This is a genomic window from Gaetbulibacter sp. S0825, from assembly GCF_011777505.1.
Lineage (GTDB): Bacteria > Bacteroidota > Bacteroidia > Flavobacteriales > Flavobacteriaceae > Pontimicrobium.
Genome location: NZ_JAATJT010000003.1, coordinates 310,918 through 330,617, shown reverse-complemented (window position 1 = coordinate 330,617; position 19,700 = coordinate 310,918). Strand labels below are relative to the sequence as shown.

Here is a 19,700-nt window from a genome sequence, read left to right as displayed (position 1 = left end):
GTAAATTGAATTATGAAATCAATGATATAGTATTATTTAAAGTTCTTTAATAGTAATATTTCTCCAACTCACTTTTACATTGCCTCCACTATGAATTTGTAAAACTATTCCTCCTTCTCCTTCACCAATTTTTTCGTCTTTAAAGTCAACCATTTTAGTACCATTTAACCAAGAAGTTAAATTAGCACCTTGAACTTTAATTTTCATTAAATTCCATTCACCTTCCTTTAAAACTTTTTCATTTTCCGGGTCAGGTTTTATTAACCATCCACGACCATAAGATTCGTAGACACCGCCTGTGTGATTTCCCATTGGCGCAACTTCAACTTGCCAACCTTTTACTTTAATACCATCGACTGTAGATCTAATAAAAACGCCACTATTTCCATTAGATTCTTGTTTAAATTCTAAGGTTAAAATAAAATCTTTATAGTACTTGTTAGTCCCTAGGTAACCATACTCTTTATCATCGCCACTTTCACATATTAAAACTCCATCATTAACATACCATTTTTCGGTACCATAAATTTGCCATCCATCTAAATTTTTTCCATTAAACAGTGATGAGTTTTGCGCATTAGAAATTCCTTGAAAAGCAAAAGCTATTGCAAATAGCATTATTTTAGATTTCATCATTGCTTTATAGTTTTATGATTACTTTACTAAGGTAATTAATTTATGTGAATGTAATTTTGGAGGTTCGTTTAATGTTATGATATGGTTCCGTTTTAATGAACTATATCGATAGTTAAACGAAGTTAGTGTTTTTAGGTAAGAAAATCAATACGTAGTTCTATGTATTCAAGCCATATATGAAGGTTATTAACAATGGCTTATAAATAACCTAAAACAAAGCCCAGATAAGTGTAGAAATTTTGTAAATTTGCCTGCGTTTAAAAGCGCAACATGACTACAGCAACTAAATATATTTTTGTAACAGGAGGTGTAACCTCGTCGCTCGGTAAAGGTATTATCGCAGCATCTTTGGCTAAACTACTTCAGGCTCAAGGTTACAGAACGACTATTCAAAAATTAGACCCTTATATAAATGTAGATCCAGGAACATTAAATCCTTACGAACATGGTGAGTGTTATGTAACCGATGATGGAGCCGAAACCGATTTGGATTTAGGTCATTACGAGCGCTTTTTAAATGTACCAACTTCTCAAGCAAATAATGTTACCACAGGACGCATCTACCAAAGTGTGATAGAAAAAGAACGTCGTGGTGAGTTTTTAGGAAAAACGGTACAAGTCATTCCTCATATTACCGATGAGATTAAAAATCGAGTACAAATATTAGGAAACTCGGGCGATTACGATATTGTAATTACTGAAATTGGAGGAACTGTTGGTGATATTGAGTCGTTGCCTTATATAGAAGCAGTACGTCAGCTAAAATGGGATTTAGGTGAGCACAATGCGATTGTTATTCATTTAACTTTAGTGCCTTTTTTATCTGCTGCGGGAGAATTAAAGACGAAGCCAACACAGCATAGTGTAAAAACTTTAATGGAAAGCGGAGTGATGGCAGATGTTTTGGTTTGTAGAACAGAACATGAATTGCCAGAGGATTTACGTCGCAAACTAGCATTGTTTTGTAATGTTCGTGAAGAAGCAGTTATTCAATCTATTGATGCATCTACTATTTATGATGTACCAAATTTAATGTTGGAGCAAGGGTTGGATAAGGTTGTTCTTCAAAAATTAGAATTGCAAAGTGACACTCCAGATTTAACACAATGGAATGAGTTTTTGTCACGCCATAAGAATCCAAAAGGAGAAGTTACAATTGGCCTAATTGGTAAATATGTAGAGTTGCAAGATTCGTATAAGTCCATTTTAGAAGCTTTTATTCATGCAGGAGCAGCAAACGAAGTAAAGGTAAATGTGGAGTCTGTACATAGCGAGTATTTAATTAGTGAGAATATAAAACTCAAACTGTCACACTTAGATGGTGTGCTAGTAGCTCCTGGTTTTGGTGAGCGTGGTATAGAAGGCAAAATTGCAGCAGTAAAATTTGTGCGCGAGCAAAATATTCCGTTTTTGGGTATTTGTTTAGGTATGCAAATGGCAGTAATAGAGTATTCTAGAAATGTTTTAGGGTTGGCAGATGCTAACTCAACAGAGATGGACGAAACTACTACTAATCCTGTTATTGACCTTATGGAAGAGCAAAAAAGTGTGACTCATAAAGGAGGGACTATGCGATTAGGTGCTTGGGATTGTAAATTGCAAGAGGGGAGTATTGCTGCTAAAGTATATGGTAAAGATATCATAGAGGAACGACATAGACATAGATACGAGTTTAACAGTGACTACCTTGAGCAAATTGAAGCTAAAGGTATGAAAGCTACTGGGATGAATCCAGAAACTGGCTTGGTAGAAATTGTTGAAATTCCTACACATCCTTGGTTTGTTGGTGTTCAATACCATCCAGAATATAAAAGTACTGTAGCAAATCCGCACCCACTATTTGTGGCATTTGTAAAAGCTGCACTTAAATACTCAAAAGCTAAAAATAATGTCAGTATGGCATAATTAGAACAATGGATAGCTTTTTGTTAGGTAAAAACTATATTTGTCCTTCCCTAAAATAGAAGGAATCTTTTTAATAAGACAACAGTAATACATGGAAGAAAAAAAATTAGACATTAATTCAATCATAGGTTTTGTACTTATTGCATTGATATTAGTATACATGCTCTATCAAAACCAGCCAACGCCTGAAGAATTACAAGCGCAGGAAGAAGCAAAACAAGAGCAAATTGAAGCTGAAAAAGTGGCCGAAGATGCCAAAGACGAATTTCAAGCAACACCAACAGATTTTACAGCAACTCAAACAGCCGATTCAACGCAACTAGCTGCTTTACAAAATAGAATAGGCTCATTTGCTTATTCAGCTTCTTTACCATCAGCGCAAGATGCAACAACTGTTTTAGAGAATGACGTGCTAAAAATTACAGTTAATAATAAAGGTGGTTATTTTGAAGAAGTAAAACTAAAGGAGTTTGTAAATCACGATTCTGTTCCTGTATATTTAATTAAGGACCAAAATGCGTTATTCAATCTTAATTTTGGAACTTCAGATAATAGAACTTTAAACACAAAAGACCTTTATTTTCAACCAACTCTAACTAAAAGTGGTGAAAATCAAGTACTATCAATGAAATTGAAAGTATCTGAAACACAATTTTTAGAATATCGTTACGAGCTTAAACCTAACGATTATATGTTAGGATTTACCGTAAGGTCACAAGGATTAAGTAATATAATTAATACTTCCCAAGATGTCCGTTTAGATTGGAAACTAAAAGGAAGGCGTCACGCTAAAAGTATTTCTTACGAAAACCGTTATACACGTTTAACTTATGAGTATGAAAATGGTGATAAAGTAAGTAAGTTGTCTCAAGCAGGAAATGATGAAGAAGTAGAAGAAGATGTCAATTGGCTATCATTTAGACAACACTTTTTTAGTTCTATTTTATTAACCGATAAACCTTTTAAAACAGCGTCATTAACTTCAGAAACATTATTGATTGATGAAGAGGTTGATACATTGTTTACAAAAAGCTATTCAGCATCTATTCCATTACAATTAAATGGAGGCGAACTAAATGAATCTATGAATATGTATTACGGTCCAACTGATGGTACTGTTTTAAAAACATATGATAGAAACCTAGAGGAGAGTATCCCTTATGGTTGGGGAATTTTTGGATGGATTAATAAAAGTTTATTTATCCCATTGTTTGGGTTTTTGAGCGGTATTTTTCCTTATGGGATAGCCATTATTATCATGACTATTGTTGTGAGACTAGTTCTATCTCCAGTACTATATAAGTCGTATTTATCACAGGCGAAAATGAAAATTTTAAAACCTGAAATAGCTGAGATTAGTAAAAAGTACAAGGATAATGCAATGAAAAAGCAAAAAGAAACTATGGCATTGTATAGTAAAGCTGGAGCTAGCCCAATGAGTGGCTGTTTACCAGCATTATTACAGTTACCAGTTTTCTATGCTTTATTCATGTTTTTCCCTACAGCTATAGAATTACGTCAAAAAAGCTTCCTTTGGGCAGAAGATTTATCATCGTATGATATCATTGCAGAATTGCCATTCAGGATTCCTTTATATGGTGACCATGTTAGTTTGTTTCCAATATTAGCAGCAATAGCCATTTTCTTCTATATGAAAATGACAACTGGACAGCAAGTGGCATCTCAGCCAACTCAAGAAGGTATGCCAGATATGCAGAAAATGATGAAATATATGATTTATTTTTCACCATTAATGCTATTAGTATTCTTTAACCAATATGCTGCAGGATTAAGTTTGTACTACTTCATTTCAAACTTAATTACCATTGGTATTATGCTAGTTATTAAGAATTATATTTTGGATGAAGATAAAATCCATGCGCAAATTCAGGTAAATAAACAAAAACCTAAAAAACAAGGAAAGTTCCAAAGGCGAATGGCAGAAATGATGGAAAAAGCTGAAGAACAAAAACGACAACAACAAAACAGAAAAAAGTAACGTTAATAACTATTGAAAAAGCTACCAACTAGGTAGCTTTTTTGTTATGACAATTTTCGTAAAATTGCAACGTTTAACACATATAAAATTGATTTTAAAATGAATGTAAAACTCACATTTCTACTTGTCATTATAAGTACTTTTACGTTAGCCCAAGATATTAATCAGTTTGATTCTGAAGGTAAAAGACATGGTGTTTGGAAAAAGAATTTTGAAGGAACAAAGCAAATTCGTTACCAAGGAACGTTTGAACATGGAAAAGAAGTAGGGGAATTTAAGTTTTATAAACTTGTAAAAAAGAAAAGCATTTTAACTGCAACTAAAGTGTTTAATGCCAATGATAATAGTGCAGAGGTTAAATTTTTAGCTTCTAATGGGAAAGTAATTAGTGAAGGTAAAATGGTTGGAAAATTATATGTTGGAAAATGGGTTTATTATCATAATAAATCCAACAAAATAATGACTCTAGAAAACTATAATGATAAAGGGGAATTAGAAGGTGAAAAGCTAGTATATTATAAAGAAGGAGAAGTTGCTGAACGTGCTAATTTTGTTGCTGGGAAACAGCATGGTAAATCACTTTGGTATTCGGTTAAAGGTGTTGTTTTAAAAGAGTTTATGTACGAAAATGGTGAACTCCATGGTATTGCTAAATACTATAATCCTAAAGCAGAATTACTAGCAGAAGGTAAGTATGAGCGCGGCAAAAAAATAGGAGTATGGAAGTATTATGAAGATGGAAAACTAACAAAAGAAACTAACTTTAGCGCTCCCAAAAAGAAAGAAAAACAATAAAAAAAAAGCTCCTTCATAAAGGAGCTTTTTTTGTAAACCTGACTAGGGCTTACTTCTAACTAAACTAAACTTTGTTTATTCAAATCAATTATAATGTTTTAATCTAAGTTTGGTAATACAACTTTGTCAATTACATGAATCACACCATTTGCAGCTTGTACATTCACTTTAACAATATTGCTAACTCTACCGTTAGAATCGGTTAAAGTAGCTCCTCCTGTAACATTAGCAGTAATGTCACCTCCTAATGTTCCAACAGTCATGTTATCCATTAAATCTTCTGCACGTACATTAGCCGCAGCTACTGCATGATGGTCTAAAGTGGCTTTTAATACTGGTTCTGTAATATCACCTAAACCAGTTGCTCCTAATTCAGTTAATAAACTTCCAAAAGCATCGTTTGTTGGAGCAAACACTGTGAAAGGTGCTGGACTTGTACCAATGTTAGTTGATAGAGTTGATACATAATCAAATGTTAAATCATCTCTTGTTAATGCTGCAACCAATGTTGTAAATGTTGGATCTGCTACTGCAAAATCAACTACTGTCGGTAAATCAATTACAGCATCTACTGCATGAATCACACCATTTGAAGCAACTACATCTGCAGCTGTTACGCTTGAGTTTCCATTTATTGTCACACCACTATCAGTATTAATGTACATACTTAAGTAGTCCATTGTACCATTAAATGTTGCAGCTGTATTTACATACATGTTTTCTAATCCTGAAGACATTGCTGTAGCACCAGGAATAACATGGTTAGATAATATTTGGTCTAAGCTATTTGAATTTGGATTTGTAAATGCACCAAAGGCTGTGTTGTCTGGAGCAAATACAGTGAAATCTCCTGGAGTTGATAGTAAATCTGTAAACGTTGTGCCATAAGATGTTAATGCACCTACTAAACTTGAGAAGTTAGGATTTGCAACAGCATGATCTACAATAGTTGGTAAACCTATTACAGCGTCTACAATATGTATAACTCCGTTAGTAGCTTCAATATTTGGAGTTGATACGTTAGATACGCCATTTAAAGTAACTCCTGATGATGTGTCAACAAACATACTTAAGTTTAAATCTGTTCCAGATTTTGTTGCTACGGTATTTATATAAGTTGTAGTGAGTTCAGTAGACATTACTCCACCTAATACAACATGATTTAATAACACTTGTGTTAGAGCATCTACAGGTACATCATCTAAACTAGCGAATCCGTTTGAAGATAAGAAGCTAGTAAAAGCTACATTTGTTGGGGCAAAAACGGTGTAATCTCCAGGGTAACTTAATATTTGTACTAATCCAGCTCTACTTAAGGCATCGACTAGAATACTTAAATCTGGTGTGTCTAGAGCTATTCCAGCAATACTTGGTTGTTGAGGTAAAATTACTCTATCGATAGCATGAATCACACCATTTGCAGCTTGTACATCTACAACAATAATATTACTTATTCTACCATTAACATCTGTTATTGTAGCACCTCCCGAAACATTACCTGTAACATCTCCTCCTAAAGTACTAATTGTCATATTGTCTATTAAAGCAGATGAGCGAACATTTGCTCCTGCAACAGCATGTAAGTTTAAAGTGGCTTTTAGAGTAGGTTCATCTATATCAGCTAAACCTGTAGCTCCTAGCTCAGTTAACAAATCTCCAAATGCATCATTTGTTGGAGCAAACACAGTGAAAGGTGCTGGAGAAGTTCCTGCTGGTGTTGATAAAGTTGTTACGTAATCAAATGTTAAATCTTGTCTTGTTAAAGCAGATACAAGAGTTGAAAATGTTGGATCAGCTAAAGCAAAATCCACTACTGTAGGAAGACCGATAACAGCATCTACTATATGAATCACTCCATTTGAAGCTTCAACATCTGCACTTGTTACATCAGAAGTACCGTTTAAAGTCACTCCAGATGCCGTATCAATAAAGATACTTATGTTTTCTCCTGTTGATGATTCTCTTGCCATTGTTTTACCATAGCCAGTAGAAAGATCTGTTGATCTTAATTCGCCTCTCACTACATGGTTTAGAAGTATTTGAGATAATACATCAGTTGGAACATCGCCTAAACTAGAGAAACCATTTGCAGATAAAAATGCAGCAAACGCATCGTTAGTTGGTGCAAATACCGTAAATGGACCTCCTGAAAGTGCTTCTGGTAAATTCCCATCTGCTGCTTGTAGGGCTTCAACTAATATGCTTAAATCTGGTGTTTGACTAGCAATACCTACAATGTTTAAGGTTCTAACTACTTCTGGGTTGTCATCGTCTGTCAAACAAGACGTAAAAGATACTGCCACAATCAAGGCAATAAATAATGTGTTTAATTTTTTTAAAGTTTTCATTCTGTGGTTTTTTTTTTGTTGTTTTGTTCAACAAATATATACAAACATTAAACAAAATGATATAGTGTTTAAAAATTTTAACAAAAATTTAAACAAAATGAATATTTATGAAATTTCATGAAACGGTAAGGCTTCGCTGTTTTTCAGCAAATAATTGTAAATTTGCACTCAATTTAAATGATAATGAAACGAGTAATTGTTGGTCTTTCGGGCGGTGTGGATTCTAGCGTTGCAGCTTATGTTCTTAAAGAACAAGGCTACGAGGTCATAGGTCTATTTATGAAAAATTGGCATGACGATTCGGTTACCATTTCTGATGAATGTCCTTGGTTAGATGATAGCAACGATGCAATGCTTGTTGCGGAAAAACTAGGGATTCCTTTTCAGACTGTTGATTTAAGTGAGCAATATAAAGAGCGTATAGTAGATTATATGTTTAATGAGTATGAAAGAGGTCGTACACCAAATCCAGATGTTTTATGTAATCGTGAGATAAAGTTTGATGTCTTTATGAAAATAGCCATTGAGCTTGGAGCAGATTATGTAGCAACTGGACATTATTGTAGAAAAGGAACAATAACCAAAGACGGGAAGGAAATTTATCAATTGCTTTCTGGAAAGGATAATAATAAAGATCAATCATACTTTTTATGCCAATTATCGCAAGAGCAATTGGCTAAGACATTATTTCCTATAGGAGAATTAACAAAACCAGAAGTAAGAGCCATTGCTTCGAAACTAGATTTAGTAACTGCCGACAAAAAAGATTCTCAAGGTCTATGTTTCATAGGTAAAGTTAGATTGCCAGATTTTTTGCAGCAACAGTTAAAACCAAAAGAAGGTGTCATTGTTGAAATCCCAGAGTCACAAGGCGTTTATCATAAAAATGAGCCACAATTCAATTCAAAAGAAGAAGAATTAGCTTATCTATCTCGAAAAATGGAGTATTCAATAAATGATGGAAAAGTGGTTGGTAAGCACCAAGGTGCACATTATTTTACTAAAGGACAGCGTAAAGGATTGGCAGTTGGTGGCACAGTAGAACCACTATTTGTTATTGATACGGATGTTGAAGACAACATTATTTACACAGGACAAGGAAAATCACATCCTGGACTTTATAAGAAGGCGTTATTTGTCACTAATGACGAATTACACTGGATTCGTGAAGATTTAAAACTGGAAGTTGATGAAACAATGGAAGTTTTGGCTCGTATTCGTTATAGACAACCTCTGGAAAAAGCAATACTCTATAAAGTAGATAGTGGATTATATGTAGCTTTTGAAAATCCACAGTCAGCAATAACCGAAGGGCAATTTGTAGCCTGGTATTTAGATGACGAATTAGTAGGTTCTGGAGTAATTTCTTAAATTGCATATACCAAATCACTAATTATGAAGAAGAAACTACTAATATTTGCTTTGATCTGTTTGCCTTTCTTTGCTTCTGCACAAATTGAAGATGCTTGGGTTTATCTTGCAGATAAGGTAGATGTAGCCAATAAAATTGCGAATCCTCTTACTATTCTTACTCAAAAGGCTATAGACAGAAAAAACAAACATAGTGTCGCTATAGATGCTAGAGATGTTGAAGTAAATGAAGCTTATATCACCAGTTTAAAAGGTGCCACAGGAATTACCGTATATGCTAAATCCAAGTGGTTTAATGCGGTACATGTACGTGGAACCGAAACGGATATCAATAACTTAGAAACAACATTTAGTTTTGTAGATCATATAGATTTTGCAGATAAAAGTTTAAATACTGCAAGAATTTCTATACCTAATAAAAAAGCAAAAGATAAGTTTTCGGTCGAAAACACAAGGGTAGTTTTCAATTATGGAAACACGCAAAACCAGGTAGAAATGATTAATGCTGATGATTTGCACCTTGCTGATTATACAGGCGAAGGCGTTACTGTGGCTGTGATAGATGCAGGGTTTCCAAATGTAGATACTATGGGAGCTTTTCAGCGCTTAAGAGATAATAGTGATTTATTGGGTGGTTACGATTTTGTAAACAGAACAAGTGATGTATATGCATCAACTGTTAGTGACCATGGCACGAAAGTATTAAGCACCATGGCTGGTTATATAGAAAATCAATATGTTGGTACAGCACCTGATGCTTCGTATTATTTGTTTTTAACTGAAGATGGTCTGGACGAAAGCCCAGTTGAAGAAAGTTATTGGGTAGAAGCAGCCGAAAGAGCTGATAGCTTGGGTGTTGATATTGTAAATACATCTTTAGGTTATTTAGATTTTCCAGCGTATCCAAGATATGATTATACTGCCGCAGATATGGATGGAAATACTGCTTTTATCACAAGAGGTGCCAATATTGCTTATGAAAAAGGGATGCTTGTAGTGAATTCAGCGGGAAATTCTGGAAATAGTGGCGTAACTGCTCCAGCTGATGCAGCAGGTGTATTCACAGTTGGAGCTGTAGATGTAAATGAAAATTATGTTTCTTTTAGCTCAAAAGGGAGCGCTATCCAACCTACTCATAAACCAGACGTAGCAGCAAGAGGAGGTGCAGCTTATGTGATTGACAAAAATAATTTTATCGTTCAAAATAATGGAACATCCTTTAGTTCGCCAATAATGACAGGTGGTTTAGCGTGTTTAATGCAAGCATTACCAAATATGACTAATGCTGAGATTATGCAATTAGTACGTGAATCTGCTTCTATTTATAACACGCCAGATTATGAAGTTGGCTATGGTATTCCAGATTTACAGCAAGCTCTTGGAGCTGTCCTTAGCGAAGGAAATTCTATGGGAACGGAGTTTAAGATATTTCCTAATCCAGCTGAAAATTTATTGTTCATCAATTTTCCAGAAAATGTCAATGCTGCTGACGTAAAAGTGTTTGATATTTTAGGAAAGTTGGTTATTAATACGGTTATCTATCAAGAGAATAAGGTTCTTAATATAGAAAACTTGTCAAAAGGTATTTACATTACTAAGCTAAAAGGCGATAACAAAAAAACGAATACATTTAAACTCATAAAAGAGTAAATGAATAGACTGACACAACTTTTTAATATTCAATATCCAATTGTTCAAGCAGGAATGATTTGGAATAGTGGTTGGCGACTAGCCTCTGCTGCAAGTAATTCAGGAATTTTAGGACTGATTGGCGCTGGAAGTATGTATCCAGAGGTATTAAGAAAGCATATTCAAAAATGTAAAAAAGCAACGAATAAACCTTTTGGTGTGAATGTTCCAATGTTATACCCAAACATTGAAGACATCATGAACATTATCGTGGAAGAAGACGTAAAAATTGTTTTTACTTCTGCTGGGAACCCAAAGACTTGGACCAAATGGTTACAAGATAAGGGTATTACAGTTGTTCATGTAGTTAGTAGTGTAAAGTTTGCTTTAAAGGCACAAGAAGCTGGAGTAGATGCTATTGTTGCCGAAGGCTTTGAAGCTGGAGGACATAACGGACGGGATGAAACCACAACACTCACATTAATCCCAATGGTAAAAGAGCAAATAGAAATCCCTTTAATTGCTGCTGGAGGTATTGCTACTGGAAGAGCGATGCTGGCCACCATGATTTTAGGAGCCGATGGTGTGCAAATTGGGAGTCGGTTTGTAGCTAGTGAAGAAAGTTCAGCCCATCAAGCGTTTAAAGAGGTTGTAGTCAATACTAAAGAAGGCGATACACAACTTACTTTAAAAGAAATAGCACCAGTACGATTGATTAAAAATAAATTTTTTAACGAGATTCAAGAATTGTATAAAACGTCACCAACACAAGAGCAGCTTAAAGAACTACTTGGTAGAGCTAGAGCAAAGCGAGGTATGTTTGAAGGCGATTTGGACGATGGCGAACTCGAAATAGGACAAATAGCTGGACTCATACACTGTATAAAACCTGTTGCAGAAATTGTTACTGAAATTGTCTCTGAGTTTGAATTGGCTAAAAAAGAATTAGGAAGTTTGTAATTCTTAATAAGTTTGTCTTATTGATATTGACTTTACAGTTAGAAAATTCTAACTTCACTTATAACTTGATATAAAACATTAAAACGATATTTTATTACGTCGCTGTCCATCAATAAAATATGAAGCAAGAAGATTTTTATTCATTAAGTTTTAATTCAAATAATGTGGAATTATTTGTGGAGGTCATTGGTGATTATGATGATAAAAAACTAAAAACAGGTGAGTATAATCCTAACCCTCTGAAAGTCAAAAAAAGTCAAGGAAGAAAAGCTTATGATATAGTCCGCTTGCAAGACGTATTTAATTTTTTGGTATCACCAAGTCTTATCTATGCACTAGAGTCAAATAGTTTGACAGGTTGGAAGACTTTTAGCATAGAGTCAGATATTGAATTAGATGGCTATAAAGGATTTCAATGCACTGGAACTTGTGGTTCTCCAATAAGACCTGAGCAAAGTGGATTTGTAATAGGATATGAGTTTGATATTAAAACATGGGATGGTTGCGACTTTTTTATACCTGAATCAACAATGAAGATTATTTGTACTAAGAAAGCTAAAGATATCATTGAAAAATATAAGATTAAAAATATTAAGCTAGAGAATCTTAAAACTCTTGAATGGTATAGCGTATAAAAAAAGAATGCACAATAGCTAAACCACATTAAAATGAAGACTAAGCTGTAAAGAATAAGCATAGCTCCAATTAGACACTTAATTTTCTGTTAATAACAATTCTCTAAAACCTCACTCAAATCTGTTATTTTTGTTCAAACTTTAATGCATGAATTCCCGAAAAGACCAACTGAAAGCTTTTGATAGATTGTTAACCATCATGGACGAGTTGCGAGAGCAATGTCCTTGGGATAAAAAGCAAACCATGCAAACGTTACGTCACTTAACTATTGAAGAGACTTACGAGTTAGGTGATGCGATTCTAGATAATGATTTACAAGAAGTAAAAGGCGAATTAGGAGATTTACTGCTTCACATTGTATTCTATGCTAGAATTGGAAGTGAAACTAACGATTTTGATATTGCTGATGTGACCAACGCTATTTGTGAGAAACTAATAAATAGACATCCACATATTTATGGCGATGTTAAAGTGAAAGATGAAGAAGAAGTAAAGCAAAATTGGGAAAACCTAAAATTAAGAGAGGGTAAAACGAGTGTGTTGCAAGGTGTACCTAAAAGTTTACCTGCATTAGTAAAAGCAAATCGTATTCAAGATAAAGTAGCTGGTGTTGGATTTGATTGGGAAGAACCAAAACAAGTTTGGGAAAAAGTAGAAGAGGAGCTGGAAGAGTTTAAAGCTGAAGTTGCCAATGGGAATCAAGAAGCGATTGAAAGTGAGTTTGGTGATGTATTATTTTCTATGATAAACTACGCACGTTTCTTAAAAATAAACCCAGAAAATGCTTTAGAAAAAACCAACAAAAAATTCTCAAAACGATTTCAGTACCTTGAAGAAAAAGCGAAAGCATTAAATAAGCCATTAAAAGACATGACCTTAGCTGAAATGGATGTATTTTGGGAAGAAGCGAAGCAATTGCCAAAATAGGGAATTAGAAAATCTATTGATTTTCAAATCTCAAAACATGGGAAGATATAAAGTTGATTAACTTTTTTACTTTAAAAACATCCAAACACATACTTTTACTCGTAAGTATAATAACTCTATATCATAGAGAAATAAAATTGCTCGGATTAATAGCACACAATCCTTTTAAATAAGGATTTAAAAAAAATCAATTTTATTTAGTTTAGTTAGAAGTTTACATCCTACCTGTTTTCGCAAGTAGGATGTGCTTTTTAGTAGTATTGCTTAATTCTTTTAAGCTTTTCTTTCCAAGTGCTTAAGCTGCTTTTATGCTTTTCTATATTTTTATATACATCTTTCACTAAAGGATTGTCATCATCAACATTAGAGAAAAACTGTAAATTATTCTCCAACTGATTTATTTCTCCTTTAATATCACCTATTTTTTTTCTAATAAAGTTATGTTCGTTATCCAATGAGCGCTTATCACTAGACATTGTCATTAATTTATTATCATATTTTAACAATTCGATATCAGCTTTATTCATGTTGAGCTTACCATATAAGGCATCAATTGCTTTATTGAATTTCCCATCAATAAAACGCTTATTATATGGTACACGACCAATAGCCTTCCATTCAGCAATTTTTTCTTGTATGGTTGCTAAACTAGCTTCGACATTATCTGTAAATTCTAAAGAACTTATACTTTCAAGCAATTTTGTTTTCTTATCTAATGCTTCAACTTCTTCTTTATTGGCAGCATTTTTACTTTCATGAAATTTATCAAAGTAATGGTTACAAGCTGTTTTAAATTGCTTCCATATTTTATCGCTGTCCTTTCTTGGTACATGACCAATTTTTTTCCAATCACTTTGAATTTTCTTCATTAACGAAGTGGTCGCTTCAAAATCCTCACTGTCTTTATTGTCTTCAGCGATTTTAATAAGCTCTAATTTCTTTTGAAGATTATCATATTGGTCTTTCTTTAAGCCTTTATAAAACGCATTCTTTTTTCTATTAAACGCTCTAACCGAATCTTTAAACTTTGCCCAAGTTTCTTCGTTTACTTTAATAGGCACTTTTCCAGCATTAAAAAAGTCCTGACGTAGTTGTTCTATGGATTTAATTTTCTTTTGCCAAGCACTATGGTTATTGGTTTCATCTTCAGCTATGGCATTTATCTTCGAGATAATTTCATGTTTAAGCTCTAAGTTTTTTTCGTAGACCTTGTCCATCTCTTCAAAAAACACTTGTCGCTTTTCATGAATGGTTTTAGTGGCAGCGCTAAAACGCTCCCAAATATCTTCTCTATATTCTTTATCTACAGGACCTAACTCTTCTTTCCAAATTTTATGTAGCACTTGTAATTCTCTAAAAGCTCTATTGCTATCACTATCTTGAGCTAATTCCTCAGCACGAGCAATTATTTTTTGCTTCTGCTCTAAATTATGTTTAAAATCTAAATCTCTTAAATCGCGATTTAAATGTAAGAAGTCATAAAAAATCTCAACATGATGGTGGTAATTATTCCATACATTATTGTATTTGTCTCTTGGAATTGGTCCTGCACTTCTCCAACTTTCCTGAAGTTCTTTAAAATGCTTGTAAGTAGTATTTATGTTTTCTTCAACATTTATAAGCCCTTTAATCTCTTCAATAATCTCTAATCGTTGTTCAAGATTGGCCTTTAAATTCTTTTCTAAGTTTTTATAATAATCCTGACGTTTATCGCGATATTCTCTATAAATATCATTGAAGCGCGTTTTTTCTGCACTTTTAAAGTGAAAATCAATTGAGTTGCCTCCACCTTCTATGAATTCTTCTTTTTTCTCCTCTAATAAGGCACTAAACTTAGTGTTGAATTCATTTTTAATGGTTTCAAAATGAGATTTAATTGTTTGAATTTTCTCATTTTTTACTAGGTATTCAAGTTCATCAACTAAAACATCAAGTGACATTGCATGATAGTCTTTTTCTTTGATGTCATGACGTTTGCTATTGGCTTCATCTTCGGCATCTTCGGCGTTTGAAGCTTCTATTTCTTCTAAAACGTCATCGGTTTTTTCAGAGGTGTCATTTTCTGCTAACGACTCTTTGGAAGTTTGTGTTTCTAAACTTACTTCTTCTTTAGTACTTTCTTCTTTTGGAGATTCTTCAACTACCTCAGGTTCTTTTTTTACTTCATCAGTAGCTTGTGTGCTGCTAGTAGATTCTTCTACAGCTTCAGTATCTGTGTTTTCAGATGCATTTTCAACTTGAGGCGTGTTTTCTTCTTTTATTCCATCTGCTTCTTGCAGGTTATCTTTCTCAGACATATCTTTCAATGTTTAGGTTCTTTAAAGTTTAAAGATACTATTAACACAGGGAATTACAAAGTAATGAAGTTTATTTAGACTGGTTTTAGCATTTCTGCCAAATCCTCCATGCTTTTTCTGCTTGTAGTTCTAACATTTTTGAACCGTTGCAAATAGTTGCACCTTTGAGTTTTGCAATGGTTAGAAATTTACTTTCTTCTGGATTGTAAATAAGGTCAAAAACTAAATGTGTTTTATCAATGGCATCGTAAGGAATATCTGGGCATTCGTTGGTTTTAGGGTAGGTACCAAGAGGTGTACAGTTAATAATTATTTGATACGATTTTATGTCATTTTCGGTAAGGGTTACATACGTAAAAACATGATTGCCTGCTGCTTTTCTAGAAACGTATTTGTAATCAATACCTAGTTTTTTTAAAGCATACACAATAGCTTTTGAAGCACCACCAGTTCCTAAAATAAGTGCTTTTTTATGATGCGACTTCAAATGTGGCTCTATCGATTTTTTAAAACCAAAATAATCAGTGTTGTAACCTATAAGTTTTCCTTTTTTTGTGATTTTAATAGTATTTACAGCACCTATTTTTTTTGCTGTTTTATGTAATCTGGTAAGATAAGGAATAACGGCCTCCTTATAAGGAATGGTAACGTTTAAGCCTCGAAGCCTTTTTGTTGAGCTTATAATTTCTGGAAACTTATCAATTGAATCGATATCAAAATTTTCATAGGTATGCTTTAAACCTTCATTTTTAAATTTTTCACCAAAATGAGATTTTGAAAACGAGTAGTCAATATCTTTGCCTATAAGTCCAAATTCAGCCATTTATTTTCCTTGTTTTTTTACCATACCATTCTAAAGCTAAAACTATTAAAATCCCAAGCAATATATAAGCTATTGCAATATATGTTTCGTTTTGCATTTGGGGCATATAGCGACTGTAATTTTCAATAATTTTCTCTCCTCTGGAATCTAGAATTAAAGCACCACTTTTAGTTGTTTTATAAATAGTTTCTTTCCAAGGCCATACAACACCTAACGACCCAATAATAAACCCCATTAGTAATGAAAGTGTGATGTTTCTATAATGCTTTAGTACATAATTTATTATATGAGAAAAAGTTACTAATCCAGCTACTGAACCCAGTGTGAACACGCCTAAAACTTTCAACATTCTAATACGCTCAGGATTGCTTGCAAACGAAAAATCGCCCGTAAAAACATCAAAAATTGTATCGTAAAGCGCATTAACAGAATCTACTAACAGTAAAACATAATTACCTAAAAGAATCAAAATAAATGAACCTGAAAATCCTGGAAGTGTCATTCCAGTTATGCTAATCATTCCGCAGAAAAAGACAAACCACAGGTTGTCATTTTCAGTAGCAGGATCTAAAAAACTAATGCTTAAACCAACAATGATCCCAATACAAACCGATATAATGGTTTTATTACACCAATCATCAAAGTCTTTGCCTATATAGTAAATTGAGCCTATAATCATTCCAAAAAATACGCTCCAAACATATAATTCGTAATGAACAATTAAATAATCTAAGATTTTGGAAACGCTAAAATAACTTACTATCATCCCTAAGAATAACAGACTTATAAAGCGTCCATTTATATAGCGATAAAAGCTTTTAAACCGACCGTTTATCAATAATTTAAAAGCTTTTCCGTTTACTTTTTGCAAAGAGTATATAAACTCTTCGTAAAAACCAGCAACAAAAGCAACTACACCACCAGATACTCCAGGAACTTTATTTGCAGCTCCCATGCCTAGTCCTTTAATGACTAAAAACAATTTGTCTTTAAGTGTTCTGGTGCTTTGCATTAATTAACTTTTTTTGCCTATTCTCTCTAAAAGAATAATTGTTAAAAAGCCAATTAGCATTAATCCAGCAGCGAATAAAACTTGTGGTTCACCATCAAATGATGTGGGAGAAATGCTTTGTTCTAAAAGCGGCACTTCTTCCCCTTTTGAGTTAGTTCTCCAGCTCAACACTTCTTTCCACGGCCAAACTTTGTTTAATGAACCCAAAATAAACCCAGTTAAAATTGCAAGTGTTAAGTTATGATAGGTTTTGAACAGCCATTTTAAAACATGACTAAAACTTAATAAACCAACAACAGCACCACCAACAAATAAGGCTAGCTTCTTAATATCCAAAACGTCTATAGCATCGCTTAATGTTTTGTAAGCTCCAAGAATTACAAGGATAAAAGAACCCGAGATTCCTGGTAAAATCATGGCACATATTGCTATTGCTCCAGCAAAAAATAAAAAATAAGGACTGTCATTTACATCGGAAGCTGGAATGGTTGTAACATAGTATGCTATGGCTGTGCCAATGATAATGGCTAAAACTGTGGCTATATTCCATTTGGTTATTTGCTTTCCAACAAAATAAATACTAGCAACAATGAGTCCAAAAAAGAATGACCAAATTAATATTGGATGGTATTCTATAAGGTACTTTGCAAGTTTCATAAACGATACAAAACTGATAACAATTCCTAGAAGTAATGCTAAAATAAAATTACCGTTAAGCTGTTTCCAAAAAGCCTTAAAGCCTTGTTTTTTTAAAGTAGTAAATAATGATAAATTTACACCACTAATAGTGTTTATTAATTCTTCGTAAATACCTGAAATAAAGGCTATGGTGCCTCCTGAAACCCCAGGAACAGCATCTGCTGCTCCCATCGCCAATCCTTTTAAAGAAATAACGAGATAATCTATTAAACGTCTTTGCATTACTTTAATTTAAGAAACGTAAAGTTAGGTAATTTTAGCTGGAAGGGTTTCTATATTTTTCTATAATTTCTTGTACTTTATTCAAAGAATAGATTGCTGGGAAAAGTTCTTCAATAATAAAAGAGTACTCTGGGTTTATACGTAATGAATTGTTTAAATAAACATGTGCATCATTTTCCTTGCCTAGCATAAAATGTAAACCTGCCAAACGGTATTGCACTTCTTCATTATCAGTATAAAACTCTAAAGTTTCATCTAAGCTAACTATGGCAGCCTCGTACTCACCAAGTTGTATTAAAATATCAGCTCTAGATAACCACGTTTTTAATTCATAATTACCAAGCTCTAATGTTTTTTTATAACCACGTTCGGCTTCTTCCAAAAAGTTCAAGCGTTGGTTTAGTTGTGCATAAAGCTTCCAATATATTACATTTTCAGAATCAATGTTAATAGCTTTGTTTATGTAAAAAAGCGCTTTCTGATAATTTTGTGCTTTGTTATAGAAGCTTGTAATAGCAATCCAACCTTTATCCAATAAAGGATCTTCTTCAACTGTTTTATAATAGTGTTGTACTGCTAACTCTTTTTGATCCAGTTTTTCGTAGCATTTACCAATTCTGAGCAATGCAAAAGATGTTGGGTCGTCTATAGCTAGTGTGATTTTGTAATTTTCAATCGCTTCTTCGTAGCGTATTAATTTTTCTAAAACCTTTCCTTTTTCAAGGTAAGCTCCTACAAATGTATCATCTGAAATAATAGCAAAATCAAAGGCTGCTAATGCTTTTTCGTAATCTTTTACCGAAAAATATTGCTTGCCCAATTGATGCCATGCGACTTGACAATAAGGGTTTGTGTCTAGATATAAGTTTAAGTAATCTATGGCTTCATTGTTTTGCTCTAAAAAGTCAAAACAATAAATGACATTATATAAAGCTGAATAATCTTCGGTATCGACCTCCAAGCATTTCATGAAATAGAACTTGGCGTCTTCAAATTTGTCTAAGAAAAGATACTCCATTCCTAAAAGTGAATAAATATCGGCAGATTCTTCAGTAATTTCTGATGCTTTCTTTAAAATATGAATTGCCTTTAAATGCTCATCCTTTTTTGAAAAAATATTGGCTTTTTGAATATAGATTTCTTCATTGTTAGGCTCTATTTCGTATAGCTCATTTAAAAGCGCATCAGCTTTATCCAGCTTATTTTCAAATACAAAAATTTCAACTTGAAATAACTTTAAATTTATAGAAGCTGGATGTTGTTGCAACCCAAGATTTATAGCTTTTTTTGCTAAAGCTATTTTCCCATTGTCTAAATAATGGTGGATGATATTCTCGAATTCATTTGAGTCAAAAAACAATATATTATTGGTTTTTAACATGGACTCAAATTTTGTGAGAGATAGATTATTGTTGTCGTCGTATTGACTAAACTCCATAGG

Annotated in this window: 15 protein-coding genes; 8 read left to right on the top strand and 7 right to left on the bottom strand. The window is 33.4% G+C overall.

Going from position 1 to position 19,700, the window contains the following annotated elements; translation table 11 throughout:
* Nucleotides 1-36: 36 nt before the first annotated feature.
* A complete protein-coding gene (locus HB672_RS12595; RefSeq protein ID WP_348272559.1) occupies nucleotides 37-636 on the bottom strand; it encodes a DUF1080 domain-containing protein in 600 nt (199 codons plus the stop codon).
* Between the two features lie 270 nt (nucleotides 637-906).
* On the opposite strand from HB672_RS12595, the gene HB672_RS12590 reads away from it, so the two are divergent.
* The 3 genes from HB672_RS12590 (at nucleotide 907) to HB672_RS12580 (ending at nucleotide 5,335) form a co-directional block, all read left to right on the top strand.
* Nucleotides 907-2,541, top strand: coding sequence for a CTP synthase (locus tag HB672_RS12590; RefSeq protein WP_167769880.1), 1,635 nt, complete (start codon nucleotides 907-909; stop codon nucleotides 2,539-2,541).
* Nucleotides 2,542-2,632: 91 nt separating this feature from the next.
* Complete coding sequence (yidC, locus tag HB672_RS12585; protein WP_167769879.1) at nucleotides 2,633-4,540, top strand: membrane protein insertase YidC; 1,908 nt, start codon at nucleotides 2,633-2,635, stop codon at nucleotides 4,538-4,540.
* Between the two features lie 99 nt (nucleotides 4,541-4,639).
* Nucleotides 4,640-5,335 (top strand): toxin-antitoxin system YwqK family antitoxin, encoded by a 696-nt coding sequence (locus tag HB672_RS12580; RefSeq protein WP_167769878.1) that lies wholly within the window; start codon nucleotides 4,640-4,642, stop codon nucleotides 5,333-5,335.
* Nucleotides 5,336-5,433: 98 nt separating this feature from the next.
* Here HB672_RS12580 and HB672_RS12575 read toward each other — a convergent pair whose 3' ends face one another.
* Nucleotides 5,434-7,683: a fasciclin domain-containing protein gene (locus HB672_RS12575; RefSeq protein WP_167769877.1), complete on the bottom strand. Its 2,250-nt coding sequence runs from the start codon at nucleotides 7,681-7,683 to the stop codon at nucleotides 5,434-5,436.
* 183 nt (nucleotides 7,684-7,866) lie between these two features.
* Between HB672_RS12575 and mnmA the strand changes: the two genes are divergently transcribed.
* The 5 genes from mnmA to mazG all read left to right on the top strand — a co-directional run bounded on the left by mnmA (nucleotide 7,867) and on the right by mazG (nucleotide 13,206).
* Nucleotides 7,867-9,054, top strand: coding sequence for a tRNA 2-thiouridine(34) synthase MnmA (gene mnmA, locus HB672_RS12570; protein ID WP_167769876.1), 1,188 nt, complete (start codon nucleotides 7,867-7,869; stop codon nucleotides 9,052-9,054).
* A gap of 24 nt (nucleotides 9,055-9,078) precedes the next feature.
* A complete protein-coding gene (locus HB672_RS12565; RefSeq protein ID WP_167769875.1) occupies nucleotides 9,079-10,704 on the top strand; it encodes a S8 family serine peptidase in 1,626 nt (541 codons plus the stop codon).
* Complete coding sequence (locus HB672_RS12560) at nucleotides 10,705-11,643, top strand: nitronate monooxygenase (protein WP_167769874.1); 939 nt, start codon at nucleotides 10,705-10,707, stop codon at nucleotides 11,641-11,643.
* Nucleotides 11,644-11,762: 119 nt separating this feature from the next.
* A complete protein-coding gene (locus tag HB672_RS12555) occupies nucleotides 11,763-12,278 on the top strand; it encodes a hypothetical protein (protein ID WP_167769873.1) in 516 nt (171 codons plus the stop codon).
* A 148-nt stretch (nucleotides 12,279-12,426) separates the two neighbouring features.
* Nucleotides 12,427-13,206, top strand: a complete 780-nt coding sequence (gene mazG, locus HB672_RS12550) for a nucleoside triphosphate pyrophosphohydrolase (RefSeq protein ID WP_167769872.1) — start codon at nucleotides 12,427-12,429, stop codon at nucleotides 13,204-13,206.
* A gap of 251 nt (nucleotides 13,207-13,457) precedes the next feature.
* Here the strand turns inward: mazG and HB672_RS12545 are convergent, their stop codons facing one another.
* The 5 genes from HB672_RS12545 to HB672_RS12525 form a co-directional block, all read right to left on the bottom strand.
* Nucleotides 13,458-15,503 (bottom strand): DUF349 domain-containing protein, encoded by a 2,046-nt coding sequence (locus tag HB672_RS12545; RefSeq protein ID WP_167769871.1) that lies wholly within the window; start codon nucleotides 15,501-15,503, stop codon nucleotides 13,458-13,460.
* Between the two features lie 85 nt (nucleotides 15,504-15,588).
* Nucleotides 15,589-16,326 (bottom strand): shikimate dehydrogenase, encoded by a 738-nt coding sequence (locus HB672_RS12540; protein ID WP_167769870.1) that lies wholly within the window; start codon nucleotides 16,324-16,326, stop codon nucleotides 15,589-15,591.
* Nucleotides 16,319-17,338, bottom strand: coding sequence for a DUF368 domain-containing protein (locus HB672_RS12535; RefSeq protein ID WP_167769869.1), 1,020 nt, complete (start codon nucleotides 17,336-17,338; stop codon nucleotides 16,319-16,321). The genes HB672_RS12540 and HB672_RS12535 overlap by 8 nt, the downstream gene beginning before the upstream one ends.
* A 3-nt stretch (nucleotides 17,339-17,341) precedes the next feature.
* Nucleotides 17,342-18,259 carry a DUF368 domain-containing protein gene (locus HB672_RS12530; protein WP_167769868.1) on the bottom strand — a complete coding sequence of 306 codons (918 nt, stop codon included), beginning with the start codon at nucleotides 18,257-18,259 and terminating at the stop codon, nucleotides 17,342-17,344.
* 34 nt (nucleotides 18,260-18,293) lie between these two features.
* Nucleotides 18,294-19,697 carry a tetratricopeptide repeat protein gene (locus HB672_RS12525; protein ID WP_167769867.1) on the bottom strand — a complete coding sequence of 468 codons (1,404 nt, stop codon included), beginning with the start codon at nucleotides 19,695-19,697 and terminating at the stop codon, nucleotides 18,294-18,296.
* Nucleotides 19,698-19,700: the final 3 nt, after the last annotated feature.